At 42.1% G+C, this 16,303-nt stretch carries 15 protein-coding genes and 1 rRNA gene; all 16 read right to left on the minus strand.

Features of this window, described 5'->3' with window-relative positions; genetic code table 11:
- Positions 1 to 271, minus strand: a 16S ribosomal RNA gene (locus LPA49_RS18740); the annotation flags it as partial.
- Positions 272 to 892: 621 nt separating this feature from the next.
- Complete coding sequence (locus LPA49_RS18745; protein ID WP_180311257.1) at positions 893 to 2,677, minus strand: choice-of-anchor I family protein; 1,785 nt, start codon at positions 2,675 to 2,677, stop codon at positions 893 to 895.
- 138 nt (positions 2,678 to 2,815) lie between these two features.
- A complete protein-coding gene (gene glmU / locus LPA49_RS18750) occupies positions 2,816 to 4,177 on the minus strand; it encodes a bifunctional UDP-N-acetylglucosamine diphosphorylase/glucosamine-1-phosphate N-acetyltransferase GlmU (RefSeq protein ID WP_065978286.1) in 1,362 nt (453 codons plus the stop codon).
- Positions 4,178 to 4,554: 377 nt separating this feature from the next.
- Positions 4,555 to 4,977, minus strand: coding sequence for a F0F1 ATP synthase subunit epsilon (locus LPA49_RS18755; RefSeq protein WP_180311258.1), 423 nt, complete (start codon positions 4,975 to 4,977; stop codon positions 4,555 to 4,557).
- Between the two features lie 13 nt (positions 4,978 to 4,990).
- Complete coding sequence (gene atpD / locus LPA49_RS18760; RefSeq protein WP_036973717.1) at positions 4,991 to 6,376, minus strand: F0F1 ATP synthase subunit beta; 1,386 nt, start codon at positions 6,374 to 6,376, stop codon at positions 4,991 to 4,993.
- A gap of 32 nt (positions 6,377 to 6,408) precedes the next feature.
- Complete coding sequence (gene atpG, locus LPA49_RS18765; RefSeq protein ID WP_036973716.1) at positions 6,409 to 7,269, minus strand: F0F1 ATP synthase subunit gamma; 861 nt, start codon at positions 7,267 to 7,269, stop codon at positions 6,409 to 6,411.
- Between the two features lie 59 nt (positions 7,270 to 7,328).
- Positions 7,329 to 8,870, minus strand: a complete 1,542-nt coding sequence (atpA, locus tag LPA49_RS18770; RefSeq protein WP_036973715.1) for a F0F1 ATP synthase subunit alpha — start codon at positions 8,868 to 8,870, stop codon at positions 7,329 to 7,331.
- A gap of 14 nt (positions 8,871 to 8,884) precedes the next feature.
- Complete coding sequence (gene atpH / locus LPA49_RS18775; RefSeq protein WP_036973714.1) at positions 8,885 to 9,418, minus strand: F0F1 ATP synthase subunit delta; 534 nt, start codon at positions 9,416 to 9,418, stop codon at positions 8,885 to 8,887.
- A gap of 16 nt (positions 9,419 to 9,434) precedes the next feature.
- The gene (gene atpF / locus LPA49_RS18780) at positions 9,435 to 9,905 is read right to left on the minus strand and encodes a F0F1 ATP synthase subunit B (RefSeq protein WP_036973713.1); all 471 of its coding nucleotides are present in this window, start codon (positions 9,903 to 9,905) and stop codon (positions 9,435 to 9,437) included.
- Positions 9,906 to 9,947: 42 nt separating this feature from the next.
- Positions 9,948 to 10,181: a F0F1 ATP synthase subunit C gene (gene atpE / locus LPA49_RS18785; RefSeq protein ID WP_004335261.1), complete on the minus strand. Its 234-nt coding sequence runs from the start codon at positions 10,179 to 10,181 to the stop codon at positions 9,948 to 9,950.
- Positions 10,182 to 10,236: 55 nt separating this feature from the next.
- On the minus strand, positions 10,237 to 11,094 hold the full coding sequence (gene atpB, locus LPA49_RS18790; RefSeq protein ID WP_036973712.1) for a F0F1 ATP synthase subunit A: 858 nt from the start codon (positions 11,092 to 11,094) through the stop codon (positions 10,237 to 10,239).
- A gap of 15 nt (positions 11,095 to 11,109) precedes the next feature.
- Entirely contained in the window at positions 11,110 to 11,490 is a 381-nt protein-coding gene (locus LPA49_RS18795; RefSeq protein WP_036973711.1) for an ATP synthase subunit I, read from the minus strand.
- 160 nt (positions 11,491 to 11,650) lie between these two features.
- The gene (locus LPA49_RS18800; protein ID WP_036973710.1) at positions 11,651 to 12,562 is read right to left on the minus strand and encodes a ParB/RepB/Spo0J family partition protein; all 912 of its coding nucleotides are present in this window, start codon (positions 12,560 to 12,562) and stop codon (positions 11,651 to 11,653) included.
- A gap of 20 nt (positions 12,563 to 12,582) precedes the next feature.
- A complete protein-coding gene (locus LPA49_RS18805) occupies positions 12,583 to 13,368 on the minus strand; it encodes a ParA family protein (protein ID WP_036973709.1) in 786 nt (261 codons plus the stop codon).
- A 13-nt stretch (positions 13,369 to 13,381) separates the two neighbouring features.
- Positions 13,382 to 14,002, minus strand: coding sequence for a 16S rRNA (guanine(527)-N(7))-methyltransferase RsmG (gene rsmG / locus LPA49_RS18810; RefSeq protein WP_036973708.1), 621 nt, complete (start codon positions 14,000 to 14,002; stop codon positions 13,382 to 13,384).
- 15 nt (positions 14,003 to 14,017) lie between these two features.
- Complete coding sequence (gene mnmG, locus LPA49_RS18815) at positions 14,018 to 15,907, minus strand: tRNA uridine-5-carboxymethylaminomethyl(34) synthesis enzyme MnmG (protein ID WP_065978285.1); 1,890 nt, start codon at positions 15,905 to 15,907, stop codon at positions 14,018 to 14,020.
- Between the last annotated feature and the right edge of the window lie 396 nt (positions 15,908 to 16,303).

The following is a 16,303-nucleotide window of genomic DNA, read 5'->3' on the forward strand; positions in this document are numbered from 1 at the left end:
GTGAGCCATTACCTCACCAACTAGCTAATCCCACTTGGGCTGATCTTATGGCGCGAGGCCCGAAGGTCCCCCGCTTTGGTCCGAAGACATTATGCGGTATTAGCAGTCGTTTCCAACTGTTGTCCCCCACCATAAGGTACATTCCCAAGCATTACTCACCCGTCCGCCGCTCGTCAGCAGAGTAGCAAGCTACTCTCTGTTACCGCTCGACTTGCATGTGTTAGGCCTGCCGCCAGCGTTCAATCTGAGCCATGATCAAACTCTTCAATTAAAAGTTTTTTCTGTCCTTCCCATTAAGGGAGCGGACATGCTCAATGAATTCTGAATTTATTTAACATCTTTCGATGTTGAATTGACTGTGCTGAAATAAGTAAACTTATTTCCGTTGGTCACTCACTTTCCATTAAAGGAAAAAACATTGAGACTCTAAATTTGTTTGTCTTACTACCTAAGTAGCTCGACTGTTAGAACTCAATTTGCACGAGTGCCCACACAGATGATTGCTTTATATTGTTAAAGAACGTTTCGAGTTGCTTTCGCGTCTCGAGGGATGCGTATAATACATCCTTAATTTTTCGAGTCAACACTTAATTTTAAACTTTCTTTCGAAGACTTAAAACCGAAGTTTTACTTAACTCTCTGCTACGTTGTTCAGCGTCTTTCGTTGCTGCCCGCCGTGTCAGTGGATGCGCATTATAGGGATTATCTGGAGGCCGTCAACGCTTTATTTCAGTTTTATTTAATTAATTTCAATTTTGTACAATAACCATACAAATAAAGGGCTGCAGGAGTGTTTCAGCTCAAAAATCAGTCACTTTTATGTTCATTAAAGGGCAAATGAAAAAGCGATATACTTTAAAATCAGTCTATCGCTTTTATTTTACTAGTTGGATTACTTAGTGGAAATTTCCCACACAGCGATTGAGCCCGAGATTTCATTACCTACGACAAGTAATGCTTCATTCGTTGCACTTTGTTCTGCAGGTATAAATGCCATCCCCTCAGGGGCAAGATCACCGGTTATTTCTGTACTGGCTTCTAAGCCACGGTTAAAAAAGTAATCTTGGAATGTCACATTGTATGGATTTGTTATATCAAACACCATAATGCCACCCATACGCTCTAAACCAATAAATGCAAATGTACGCTCGCCAATAGTACCCAGTGCTAATGCTTCTGGTTCAGCCCCTTTGTCATCTGAGCGGGTATCACCGGCATTTTCATCTTCATTATTGTTAAATGCTTCGCCGTGAACTGATGCGGTAATACGTGAAATTTGGTCACCAGAATCAAAAACCACCATGCCATTACTATCCCAAATAGAAAATGAGCGGGCTCCGTATGCATAGAGTGACTCGTATTCACCATCGTTATCTTCATCACCTTTAACTGTGGTCACTTTTAGGCGGCCAATATCAGTGTTGTCGTTGTTCAGGTAATCAAAATTGCTTGCCAGCGTTAAGTCTTTAGCTCTGGTTTCATCTATATAAGATAAGCAGCCATCATCTTCATCATAGTCAAGACCACCTTTTGCTATACAATCAGCTTCGTCGGCTGTGTCAAAGAAGTATTCTCGTGCATCGCCTTCGTTAGCTGTAACGATGAAATTTGCACCTTTCCAGCTGAAACTAGCGATAGTATCGGGTTGATACATACCATATAAGCCTGGGTATGATTTAAAGTTCACCCCTCCATCTTTATCTGATGCATCAATGAGTAAATTAGACCAGTCTTTGAAGCCTAACCCTTTTAGCTCTAAGCTATTATTTTCCAAATTAACGATAGCCAGGGCATTATTTTCTTGTAGTGAAACGTAGGCAAACTTATTGTCTTTAGAGATGCTGATGTACTCAGGCTCTAAATCCATAGCTACGGTTGTATTAATTAGCTTGCCGTTGATTGTACGACCTGTCGGATTAGCAAAAACAATCCCTAATTCTTCAAGCTCTGCTTGTTTATCGTTATAGGCTGCGAAGGTGATGCTAATAGCAGTGTCAGCAATCACGCCATCATTGATGTTAATGATGCTAATTGAGCCTTCAGGATCAATACTGTAATCCCCATTCGGTTCGCCTTCGTTTGCAACCAGTACTTTATTACCATCATGGCTAAAGGTAACCATGTCGGGCAGGGCGCCTACAGATACATTCTTAATAAACTGAGGCTCGTCGCCACTAATATCATAAAATGCGATAAGCCCTGCATCACCCGTTGTTTTTGCAGCCATAGCTACAGCAAGTAATTCGTTATTTTCATCGATGGCGATACTGTTTGCATCACCCGCACTGTGCTCATTAAGAGACACGGTAATTGCAGAGGCCAAATTAGTGCCGTTTACAACGCCTTCGTTATCCTTTACGAGCGCAGCTCTGTCAAAGCTATCAGCCGGAATGATATTAACCACAGCAGAATCACCCGAACTATTAATTGCAAAAATTCTTTTTTTAGCCGCTTGATAGGCCACAATCTCTGCGGCACCTTCTGGGCTTTGTGCATTTAATACTGCACGGCCAATAAGATGAATATTTAAAGCTGAATGTGCATTAGTGCCATTAACACCATCTTGCCCTGCGGGACCTTGCTCACCTTGTAAACCATTTTTTCCATCATCTCCCTCTAATGAGCAACCCGTAAGAATAGACAACAGTGACAGAGCAAGCATTGATCTTTTTAACATTATTATTTTTCCTTTGTGTTGTATTTACTACATAACAACACACAGGCATGACAACAATATGGCATTTTTATGTGGACAAAATCCGGGCATAAAAAAAGCGAGTGTGAACTCGCCTTTTTCAATTAGGTATAATGCAGCTTACTGTTTTTTAACAGGGCGCTTCCAACCACTGAGATTACGCTGTTTACCACGCGCTACCGCCAGTTGTTCATCTTCAACAGTATTAGTGATCACAGAGCCCGCACCAATTGTTGCTGTTGAACCAATATTCACAGGAGCGACAAGCGATGAGTTTGAACCAATAAAGGCGTTATCACCGATGATGGTTTTTGATTTATTTACACCGTCGTAGTTACAGGTAATGGTACCCGCACCAATATTTACCTTTTCGCCGATTTCAGCATCACCTAAATAAGTAAGGTGGTTTGCTTTTGAGCCCTTACCTAAGCGGGTCTTTTTCATTTCGACAAAATTACCAATGTGAGAATCTTCTTCCATAATGGCACCAGGACGCAGTCGTGCAAATGGACCTAAAGTACATTTAGTCGCAACAGTTGCTTCTTCGACTAATGAATTGGCTTTAATAATAACGTTATCACCAATGGTGCAGTCTTTAAGTACGCAATTAGGACCTATTTGTACATTATTACCCAGTGTTACTTTACCTTCAAAAATAACATTAACATCAATAAGTACATCTTCACCCGTTGTTACTTCACCGCGTACATCAATGCGTGCTGGGTCGGCAAGGGTGGCACCGTTTAACATCAGCTCCTCGGCTTGCCATGCTTGATAAGCACGCTCAAGTGCCGCTAGTTGTACACGGTTGTTTGCGCCTTCAACTTCCATTGGATGCTCAGGTTGTGCAGAGGTGATTTCAACGCCTTCACTGTGAGCCATGGCAACAATATCTGTTAGGTAGTATTCACCTTGAGCATTGTTATTCGATAGGTTACTTAACCAACGTTTCAGTAATTCACCATTGGCAGCCATAATGCCAGTGTTGATTTCTTTAATCGCTAATTGCTCAGCGGTCGCATCTTTTTGCTCAATAATACCGACTAATTTGCCATTTTCACGCAGCATACGCCCATAACCAGATGGGTCGTCTAATGTTACTGTTAATACTGCAAGTCCGTTTTTAGGCGTAACAGCAAGTAACTTTTCTAACGTCGCACGTTTTGTAAGGGGAACATCACCGTATAAAATCAACACGGTATCATCATCAGCGATATGCTCTTTAGCGACCGCGACAGCATGGCCAGTACCAAGTTGTTCTTCTTGTAGCACCCAATTTACTTGATTATGAGAAAGGGCGGCTTGTAATTGATCGCGACCGTGGCCATAAACTAAGTTGGTCTCACGTGCGCCTAAGGCCGTGGCATTATCAATTACATGTTGCACCATCGGCTTTCCAGCCACTTTATGAAGCACCTTTGGAAGTGCTGAACGCATACGAGTACCTTTACCCGCAGCGAGAATAACGGTTGTCAGAGACATTAAAACAATATCCTTCTTTCTTTGTTTTAGTTGAGCTGTTAATGAGTGTAATAAGTAAGTCAACCTTGGTTAGGTAAGTCACGTCATGTGCAAATACTCAATCCTAATAAAGAGGACTGAACCTTAGATGAAATACTTATTCACATTTAATACACCACATTGTAACGGGCTTTGATGAAGGATATAAGTACTAAACGAAGAATAGGGCGCTTTAAACGAGTTTGCTTATACCATTGTGCTTAATTAAGTGGTCTATAATAATACTTAATCACTCAAAATGATTCAGTATTATTGCGGATTGATATTACATAAATGTTGAGTAAATTACAGGCACAAAAAAGCCCACATTAAGTGGGCTTTTACAAAACCGAGTAGGCTTACTTTTTGCGTAATTGTTGAATTACGCGAAGTTGAGCGATTGCTTCAGCAAGTTGCACTGCAGCTTGTTGATAATCTAACTCAGCAGTTGACGTATTCGCCATTTGCTCTTCAGCATCACGTTTCGCTTTTTCAGCCGCTTGCTCGTCCAGATCTTCACCACGTACTGCTGTATCAGCAAGAATCGTAATACGATCAGGTTGAACTTCTAGCGTACCGCCAGCAACATACATCACGTCTTCGTAACCAAATTGCTTAACTAAACGTACCATACCAGGTTTTAGGGCAGTTAATAATGGAGCGTGGCCATAGTTAACACCAAGGTCACCTTCACTACCACTTACTTGAATCGATTCAACCAGACCAGAGAACAAGCTCTCTTCTGCGCTTACTACGTCAAGATGTACAGTCATAGCCGCCATACTACCCTCCTAATTACATGCTTTTGGCTTTTTCTTGAGCTTCTTCAATAGAGCCAACCATGTAGAACGCTTGCTCTGGCATATCATCAAACTCACCGTTTAAGATACCTTTGAAGCCAGCAATTGTGTCTTTAAGTGACACGTATTTACCAGGCGCGCCTGTAAATACCTCAGCAACGAAGAACGGCTGAGATAAGAAACGCTGGATTTTACGTGCACGAGATACAACTTGCTTATCTTCGTCAGAAAGCTCGTCCATACCTAGGATTGCGATGATGTCTTTCAGTTCTTTATAACGTTGAAGAACTGTTTGAACGCCACGCGCTGTATCGTAGTGCTCTTGACCAATTACTAATGGGTCAAGTTGACGTGAAGATGAATCAAGTGGGTCTACCGCAGGGTAGATACCAAGTGACGCGATATCACGAGAAAGTACTACTGTTGCATCTAAGTGAGCAAACGTTGTTGCTGGAGATGGGTCAGTTAAGTCATCCGCAGGTACGTATACCGCTTGGATTGATGTGATTGAACCCGTCTTAGTTGATGCGATACGCTCTTGAAGTACACCCATTTCTTCAGCAAGTGTAGGCTGGTAACCTACCGCTGATGGCATACGACCTAGAAGTGCTGATACCTCTGTACCCGCTAGTGTATAACGGTAGATGTTATCAACGAAGAAAAGTACGTCACGACCTTCGTCACGGAACTTCTCTGCCATCGTAAGACCTGTTAACGCTACGCGTAAACGGTTACCCGGTGGCTCATTCATTTGACCGTATACTAGTGATACTTTATCTAGTACGTTTGAGTCGTTCATCTCATGGTAGAAGTCATTACCCTCACGTGTACGCTCACCAACACCTGCGAATACTGAGTAGCCGCTGTGCTCGATTGCGATGTTACGGATAAGTTCCATCATGTTTACGGTTTTACCTACACCGGCACCACCGAATAGACCAACTTTACCACCTTTAGCGAATGGACATACAAGGTCGATTACCTTGATACCCGTCTCTAAAAGTTCAACTGAACTTGATTGTTCTTCATAAGAAGGCGCTGCACGGTGAATAGACATACGCTCTTCTTCACCAATTGGACCAGCTTCATCAATAGGGTTACCAAGTACGTCCATGATACGACCTAGTGTCTTCGTACCTACTGGAACGTGGATTGGCTGACCTGTACCTTCTACTGATGTACCACGACGTAAACCGTCAGTAGTACCAAGTGCGATACCACGTACCACACCGCCACCTAGCTGTTGTTGAACTTCTAAAGTTAAACCCGCTAAGTCGCCATCTGTTACTTTTAGTGCGTCATATACGGCTGGCACGTTGTCTTGTGGAAATTCGATATCCACAACGGCGCCGATAATTTGGACGACCTTACCTAAACTCATGTCTATTCCTCTCATTAAACTTTGCCGAAGCGTTAAACTGCTGCCGAGCCGCCAACAATCTCACTGATTTCTTGTGTGATTGCAGCTTGACGAGCCTTGTTATAAACAAGCTGTAACTCATCCATAAGGTCGCCAGCATTATCAGTTGCAGCTTTCATTGCAACCATACGGGCAGCCTGTTCAGAGGCAGCGTTCTCAACTACACCTTGGTATACTTGAGACTCAATAAAGCGTACTAACAGAGCTTCTAAAATAGCTTCTGGGTTTGGCTCATATAAGTAATCCCAAGAATGTTGAGATACTTCTTCTTCAGCTTTTGGCAAAGGGAGTAACTGATCGATTGTTGGCTCTTGCTTCATCGTATTAACGAACTTGTTAAATACGACGTATAAGCGGTCAATTTTGCCTTCAGAGTATGCATCTAGCATCGTTTTTACAGGACCAATAACGTCTTGTAATGAAGGTGTATCTCCTAAGTTCGCCTTTTTAGCGACTAACTTACCGCCGAAGCGTTGGAAAAAGCCTGCTGCTTTGCTACCTAAAGTAGTAAATTCAGCATCAACGCCTTTTTCTTTCCACGCTTTCACGTCTAGGGCAACTTTTTTGAACTCGTTAGAGTTCAAGCCACCACATAGACCACGGTCAGTAGAGATAACAATATAACCAACTCGTTTTACTTCACGCTCTTCTAAAAAAGGGTGAGTAAAATCAAGATTTGCTTGAGCAACACGACCAATCACTTTGCGTAAGTTTTCAGCGTATGGACGGCTTGATGCCACACGTTCTTGCGCCTTTTTCATTTTAGACGCAGCAACCATTTCCATTGCGCTGGTGATCTTTTGAGTATTCTTGATACTCCCGATCTTGCTTTTAATCTCTTTTCCGCTGGCCATGACTCTCTCTCCGAATCAGGTGGGCTTTAGTTGCCTAAAGCTCACCATTCATAACTAAATTACCAAGTTTGCGTCGACTTGAACTTCTCTAGAAGTTCTTTAAGTTGCGCTTCAATCTCAGCGTTGTAGTTACCAGTTTCATTGATTTGAGCCATTAGCTCTGCGTATGTGCTGTTTGCATAAGAAATTAAGCCCGCTTCAAAGTCACCGATTTTCGCGATTTCGATGTCTTTTAGGTAGCCTTTTTCAGCTGCGAATAGCGACAGAGACATTTCAGCAACAGACATTGGTGCGTACTGTTTCTGCTTCATTAGCTCTGTTACGCGCTCACCATGCTCTAATTGAGAGCGTGTTGCATCGTCAAGGTCAGACGCGAACTGCGAGAACGCAGCTAATTCACGGTACTGAGCTAACGCTAGACGGATACCACCACCTAGTTTCTTAACGATTTTAGTTTGCGCTGCACCACCAACACGCGATACCGAGATACCAGCGTTAACAGCTGGACGGATACCTGAGTTGAATAAGTCAGTTTCTAAGAAAATCTGACCATCGGTGATAGAGATAACGTTTGTCGGTACGAACGCAGAAACGTCGCCGCCTTGAGTTTCAATGATTGGCAATGCCGTCAGTGAACCTGTTTTACCTTTCACTTCACCATTAGTGAACTTCTCAACGTAATCAGCGTTTACACGTGATGCACGCTCTAGAAGACGAGAGTGAAGGTAGAATACGTCACCTGGGTATGCTTCACGGCCTGGTGGACGCTTAAGTAGCAATGAGATTTGACGGTAAGCAACTGCTTGCTTAGATAAATCATCATATACGATTAATGCGTCTTCACCACGGTCACGGAAGTATTCACCCATAGTACAACCAGCAAATGGTGCTAGGTACTGAAGTGCCGCAGATTCAGAAGCCGATGCAACCACAATAATTGTGTTTTCAAGTGCACCGTGCTCTTCTAATTTACGTACTACGTTAGCAATTGTAGATGCTTTTTGACCAACCGCTACGTACACACACTTAACGCCTGTGTTCTTTTGGTTGATGATTGCATCGATAGCTAACGCAGTTTTACCTGTTTGGCGGTCACCGATTACAAGCTCACGCTGACCACGACCAACTGGGATCATCGCATCGATAGATTTATAACCAGTTTGAACTGGCTCATCTACTGATTGGCGCTCGATTACGCCTGGTGCGATTTTCTCAACAGGTTCAAAACCGTCGTTATCTAAAGCGCCTTTACCATCGATAGGGGCACCTAGAGTGTTAACAACACGACCAAGTAGACCACGACCAACAGGAACTTCTAAAATACGACCAGTTGATTTAACTTTTACGCCTTCTTTAAGGTCTGCGTATGGACCCATAACTACTGCACCTACTGAGTCACGCTCAAGGTTTAGTGCGATAGCATAACGGTTGCCAGGAAGCTCAACCATCTCACCTTGCATACAGTCAGCTAGACCGTGGATGCGGATGATACCGTCAGTAACAGATACGATAGTACCTTCGTTACGAGCTTCACTTACAACTTCGAACTGCTCAATACGTTGTTTGATCAGATCTGAAATTTCAGTGGAATTAAGTTGCATGCTCTTTTTCCCAATTACGATTGTAGTGATGTAGCTAAGCGGGCTAACTTGCCGCGTACTGAGCCGTCAATTACAGTGTCACCCGCCTTAATAATAAGGCCGCCAACAACTGTAGCGTCTTCACTACAATTCAGCTTAACTTTGCGTGCGAAACGTTTTTCAAGTGCCGCTACCAATGTTGCTTGCTGCTCAGCAGAAAGCGGTGTTGCAGAAACCACGTCTACGTCGGTTTCTTTATCGTAATCCGCTTTTAATTCAGCGAATAGCTCTGCAACAGCAGGCAGTGCAACTAAACGACCATTTTCAGCCATTACCTTAACTAGGTTTTGGCCTTGTTCGTTGAGCTGCTCTGCACAGATCTTAATAAAAAGACCTGCTTTTTCAGTAGCAGTAGGCAATCCAGCTAGCGCAGCAGCGGCTTGCTCGTTGCTGGCAACTTGGCCAGCAAAGAACAGCATGTCGTTCCAACTTTCAACAGTGCCTTTTTCAACAGCAAGTTCAAAAGCCGCTTTAGCGTATGGGCGAGCGATAGTAGCCAATTCAGACATGCTCATACCCTCCTAATTACAGCTCAGCGACAAGTTTTTCAACGATGTCACTGTGTGCGGCTTGATTGATTTCGCGCTCTAGAATCTTCTCAGCACCAACCACGGCCAGAGTTGCTACTTTCTTACGTAGCTCTTCTGTTACACGGTTACGCTCTGCTTCGATTTCAGAGTGCCCTTGAGCAATAATTTTTTCACGCTCTTGTTGACCACGAACAGTTTCTTCGTCAACGATAAGCGTGGCACGCTTTTTAGCTTGTTCAATGATATCAGCCGCTTGAGCTTTTGCCTCTTTAAGCTGCTCAGCAGCTTTCTTTTGCGCAAGTTCTAAGTCTTTTTCGGCTCTATCAGAGGCAGCTAAACCATCTTCGATTTTCTTCTGGCGAGCTTCAATTGCACCATTTAGTGGTGGCCATACGTATTTCATACAGAAAAGTACGAATACCGTAAATGCAATTAATTCACCGATAAGAGTGGCTGTTAAGTTCACGACCGCTCCTCCTTAAAATAGTAAGCTGTTCAAAAAATAATATTAAAGTACGAACAACAATACCATTGCGATACCAACACCGATCATAGCTACGGCATCGATTAGACCAGCAAGGATGAACATCTTAACTTGTAGTGAAGGTGCAAGCTCTGGTTGACGCGCACATGCTTCTAGGAATTTACCACCCATGTTACCGAAGCCGATAGCAGTACCGATTGCACCGAAGCCGATAAGTAGAGCAACAGCGATATACTTAAGACCTAATACTAGTTCCATTTTTTTCTCCAAAGTTTCAATTGTAAATTAAAATTAAATTTTAAAAGTGTAAAAATTAGTGATTATCTGAGCTTGCCATGCTTAGGTAAACGATTGTAAGCATCATAAATACGAATGCTTGTAGCACGATTACTAAGATGTGGAATGCGGCCCAAATAAAGTGCAACGGTAGTTGCATTAAACCAACAGCGCCGATCAAGATGAAAATCAACTCACCAGCATATAAGTTACCGAATAAACGCAGTGCTAACGAGAACGGCTTAGCAACTAAAGCGATTGTTTCTAGTAATAAGTTACATGGGATTAAGAACACCATCATCAGCTTGTTTTTAGAGCTAAATGGGTGCAGTGTTAGTTCCGCTAAGAAACCGCCAATCCCTTTGATTTTAATTGCGTAACCGATCATCAGAATAAATACACCGATTGCTAACGCAGCAGTCATATTGATGTCTGTTGTCGGTACAATTTTCATGTATACGTCGTGAGAGTCCATACCAAATGCTTGCTCACCAACGAAGCCAGCGAATGCAGGTAGGAAATCAACCGGGATCAAGTCCATTAAGTTCATTAAGAACACCCAAACGAAAATCGTTAGAGCTAATGGAGCAATTAAACTACTTTTGCCGTGGTAAGTATCGCGTACGTTGTCGCCAACGAATTCAACGATCATTTCAATGAAGCATTGAAATTTACCAGGTACACCGGTATTTGCTTTTTTAGCGGCACTACGGAAGATCCATAAAAATACAAGACCTAAACCGATTGACCATGCGAGGGTATCTATGTTCCATGTCCAGAAGCCACTGTCCGCACAAGCTTTATTGAAGGCTAGACCAGCGTCGGTCGAGCACATCTTAGCATTGGTTAAGTGGTGCTGAATATGGCTTGATAGAGTTACTTCTTCTGCAGCCATGTTATATCCCAAAAGTTAATGATTAAAAAAAACGGGTGCGAACAATCCGCTAAATAACACCAATACATACACACAAAAAAACGGTAATAAAACGACCGTGTAAGACTTCAGTATCAGTGCAAACAACACAATTGTTAGCATAAATTTTAATCCGTTGCCGCGCTTTAGCGAGGCATACACTTGATTTGTCCGACTTGCACCCATATATCTGAATGCATAAACGACAAATACAAAATTAGGGAGTAGTGCAACAGCTCCGCCAGCAAGCGCTGACTGGCCGGCATTGACTCCCCAACCTACAAAAACAATTACTGCAGCGATTATCGCTACGATACCCTGAAGACAAATTAATTTAAATGCGGCAAGCCTATATGGCTTTGCTAACCTATTAGTCACGTTTTATTAACCTTAAGAACGTTCATATTGTCAGGGTATGAAAACTGGCGAAATTATACTGATTCCTACCAGTTTTGCAACTTGAGTCGACCCTTTGTAGCGCAAAAACACCACAAATGTCTCTTTTTGGACATGTTATTAATTAATGACGGGAATAGTCTTAATTTATACGGCTTAAAATGCCATCTAACTCATCAAAGCTTGTGTACGAAATAACCAGCTTGCCTTTGCCTTTTTTGTTGTAGTTAATTTCTACTTTAGCCCCTAAGTTCTCGGCAAGTTTTTGCTCTAACTGTTTGACATCTGGATCTTTTTCGAGCACTTCTTTTTGAGGTGCTGGTTCTAAAATTGAACGAACAAGCTTTTCAGTTTCACGCACAGTTAACGCTTTTGCGACAGCTAATCGCGCCGCATCTGACTGCGCTTCACCTTCAAGTGCTAACAAACAACGTGCATGACCCATTTCAATGTCGCCATGCTCTAACAGTATTTTAACATCTTCGTTAAGATTATTTAGGCGTAGTAAATTAGTCACTGTGGTACGAGATTTACCAACAGCTTCGGCCACTTGCTGATGAGTAAGCTCAAACTCATTCAATAAACGATTAAGTGCAATGGCTTCTTCCATTGCATTTAAATCTTCGCGTTGAATATTTTCAATAAGTGCAATAGCAACAGCCGCTTCATCAGGTACGTCTTTGATAATACAAGGTACGCTATCTAATTTAGCTAATTGAGCAGCACGCCAACGACGTTCACCAGCAATAATTTCGTATTTATTTGCACCAATAGGGCGCACAACAATAGGTTGAATTATGCCTTGCGCACGAATCGAGCTTGCAAGCTCTTCCAATGCTTCTTCAGACATGTCTTTACGTGGTTGATATTTACCTGACTGTAAAAACTCAATCGCTAATTTTTGCAGTTCACCTTTATTTTGCTCTGCCACAGCATCTGATACAGGCTCTGTTGTTACTGCATTTTGTTGCTGATTATCTGCACTTGGGGCAGGTTTTGATGAACTTAATAAAGCGTCGAGTCCTCGGCCTAAACCGCGTTTTTTAGCAGACATGTTATTTTTTTACCTCAAAGTTAGGCTACTGCTGAAGATGTTTTCTCTTTTCTACGTAACATTTCACCGGCAAGGGCTAAGTATGCTTTTGCACCACTTGATGCGCGGTCATAATACATGGCAGGGGCACCAAAGCTCGGCGCTTCTGCTAAACGGACATTACGTGGGATAACGGTACGATAAACTTTATCGCCAAAATGTTGTTTTAATTGTTCAGATACGTCATTTGCAAGGCGATTACGCGGATCATACATGGTGCGTAAAATACCTTCAATTGTTAACGCCGGATTGACCAACTTCGACAGCTGAGTAATGGTGTCCATTAATGCAGTTAAACCTTCAAGGGCATAATACTCACATTGCATAGGCACTAAAATAGAATCAGCTGCTGCCATCGCATTAACCGTTAGCATATTCAGTGAAGGTGGGCAGTCAATAAAAATGAAGTCGTATTGGTCTTGCACTTTTTCAAGGGCATTACGTAAACGCACTTCACGGGCAAATAATTCCATCAATTTAACTTCAGCTGCTGTGACATCGCCATTAGCTGCAATTAAATGATATTCACCTGACGTTTCTTTATTGATTACTTCTTCGATTGGGGTTTCTTCTATCAATAAGTCATAAATAGTTGCAACGTCACCGTATTTATCGACACCGCTGCCCATGGTCGCGTTCCCTTGTGGGTCAAGATCGATTAATAACACTTTACGCTTTGTCGCGGCCATAGAAGCCGCAAGATTTACAGCGGTGGTTGTTTTACCAACCCCCCCTTTTTGGTTTGCTAATGCGATGACTTTTGCCACAGTGCTCTGATCCCTAGTCTTTAGATAGAATAATTAAATGCCTTTGCGCATCTAACTCAGGTACTTCCAAGCTAATTTTTTCGTCAAACTTTATACCCGCTGGTAATGAGTCAAGTTCGTCGCTCGGAAATACACCTTTTAAGGCGATAAATTTACCCGAATGATCAATCAAGTGCGAACACCAGTCAACCATATCTTGCAAAGAGGCGAATGCACGACTTAATACACCATCTAATTTAACACTTGGTTGATATTCTTCAACTCTAGACTGTACTGGGGTTACATTTTCAAGACCCAGTGCGTGTTTTACCTGCATCAAAAAGCGTACTCGCTTACCTAAACTATCTAACAAAATAAATTGTGTGTCAGGTAAAGCAATGGCTAATACGATACCCGGTAAACCCGGACCGGTGCCAACATCAATGTAATGTTTGCCTTTTAGGTGTGGCGCAACCACTAAGCTATCCATAATATGCTTAATCATCATCTCTTCAGGTAAGCGCACCGATGTTAAATTGTACGCTTTATTCCACTTGTCTAATAATTCAACATACTGAACGAGTTGCTGCTGTTGTTTTTCTGTTAGCGCAATATCAGTTTGCGCTAACAGTGACGTTAATTGTTGTTGTAACACTGTATTCCTTACCAACTACGCAGTCTTACGTAGTAAGCCTTGCTTTTTCAGATACACTAATAATAGCGAAATAGCAGCAGGGGTGATACCTGAAATACGTGACGCTTGACCAATTGTGTCTGGACGACTATCTGTTAATTTAGCAACAACTTCATTTGATAAACCAGAAACCGTTGAGTAATCAAAGTCTTTTGGTAATACAGTTTGCTCATGACGCAATTGTTTATTGATCTCATCTTGCTGACGAGCAATGTAGCCTGCGTATTTTGTATGGATCTCAACTTGCTCAAGCGCAGCTTGGTTATTAAATTCAGATCCTAATCCTTCAATGGCCATTAAATCGTTATAACGAATTTCAGGGCGACGGATCAGATCCTCTAAACTCGCTTCACGTGTCAGTGGCGTTTTTAATAATGCGTTTACTTGATCAACCGCAACATGATCCTTATGGATCCACGTTTCTTTTAGGCGTTGCGATTCTTTCTCGATAATCTCCATTTTTTCATTAAATGCAGCCCAACGAGCATCATCAACCAAGCCTAATTCACGGCCTTTTGCAGTTAAACGAATATCAGCATTATCTTCGCGAAGTAATAATCGGTATTCTGCACGGCTGGTAAACATACGGTAAGGTTCTTTTGTACCTAGCGTCGCTAAATCGTCAATTAATACCCCTGTGTATGCTTCATCACGACGCGGAGTCCAAGGCTCTTTACCTTGTACTTGCAATGCGGCGTTCATACCAGCAATTAACCCTTGAGCACCCGCTTCTTCATAGCCCGTGGTGCCATTAATTTGGCCAGCAAAGAATAACCCGTTGATAAATTTAGTTTCTAATGATTGTTTCAAATCACGAGGGTCAAAGAAGTCATATTCAATTGCGTAACCAGGACGACAAATATGTGCATTCTCAAAGCCAGTAATTGATTGCACAATTTCAAGCTGAACATCAAACGGTAAACTGGTAGAAATACCATTTGGGTATAATTCGTATGATGTTAAACCTTCAGGTTCAACAAAAATTTGGTGTTTGTCTTTATCAGCAAAACGAACAATCTTATCTTCAATAGAAGGGCAGTAACGTGGGCCAATACCTTCAATAACACCTGAATACATAGGTGAACGATGTAAGTTATTACGGATCACGTCATGCGTTTTTTCATTCGTATAAGTGATATAACACGGGATCTGCTGTGGATGATCCGATTGCTTGCCCATAAATGAAAACACGGGTGTTGGTGTATCACCTGGCTGTTCTTGCATTTTACTGAAATCAACAGTACGCGCATCAATACGTGGAGGTGTCCCCGTTTTTAAACGATCGACTCTAAAAGGTAATTCACGTAAACGTTGTGCCAGTGCAATTGATGGTGGATCACCTGCGCGACCCCCTTTAAAGTTTTCTAAACCGATGTGGATCTGGCCACCTAAGAAAGTGCCCACTGTAAGCACAACAGTAGGGGCGCTGAAGCGAAGTCCCATTTGGGTAACAACACCGAGTACACGTTCACCTTCAACAATAAGATCATCACATGATTGCTGGAAGATCTTTAAGTTTTCTTGGTGTTGTAAAGTATGTTGAATAGCTGCTTTATACAAAGCACGATCAGCTTGTGCACGAGTTGCTCTAACCGCAGGGCCTTTTGATGAATTTAAAGTACGGAATTGAATACCGCCTTTATCAATGGCTTGTGCCATTGCACCACCGAGTGCATCAATTTCTTTAACCAAATGACCTTTGCCAATGCCCCCAATAGCTGGATTGCATGACATTTGACCAAGGGTATCCATATTATGTGTTAGCAATAGGGTATTCATACCCATGCGAGCAGAGGCTAATGCGGCTTCAGTACCTGCATGTCCACCACCGACAACAATAACATCAAAACTTTCGTGAAAAATCATTTATGGATCCTACTTAATCGACCAGCAAAACTTTGTAAAGGGAGCGTATTCTACCTAGAAATTTAGAGAAGATAAATGATTAAACAGTGCTCAAGATCTAAGTGGGTGATCTCTAATAATATAAAGGATCTTTTAAAGAGATCTTTTATTACTCTTACTACTACTGAAGCGGTTTTCTGTTGATAATGTTTAGTTCTATATTTAAAACATGATCTTAAGTCAGATCCAAAGGTGTTAATATGATCGGATCTAACCGCTAACAAGCTCTGATCAAAAGACCTATTTATACACAGGGCAATATCGAATGGATCTTATCCAATGGATAAACTAGGTTAAAAACGCAGGTAAATCAGTGTTTATCCACAATCTGATCTAAATTATCAGTAAATTGTGGGT

The sequence above is a fragment of the Pseudoalteromonas sp. MB41 genome (assembly GCF_020966275.1).
Lineage (GTDB): Bacteria > Pseudomonadota > Gammaproteobacteria > Enterobacterales > Alteromonadaceae > Pseudoalteromonas > Pseudoalteromonas lipolytica.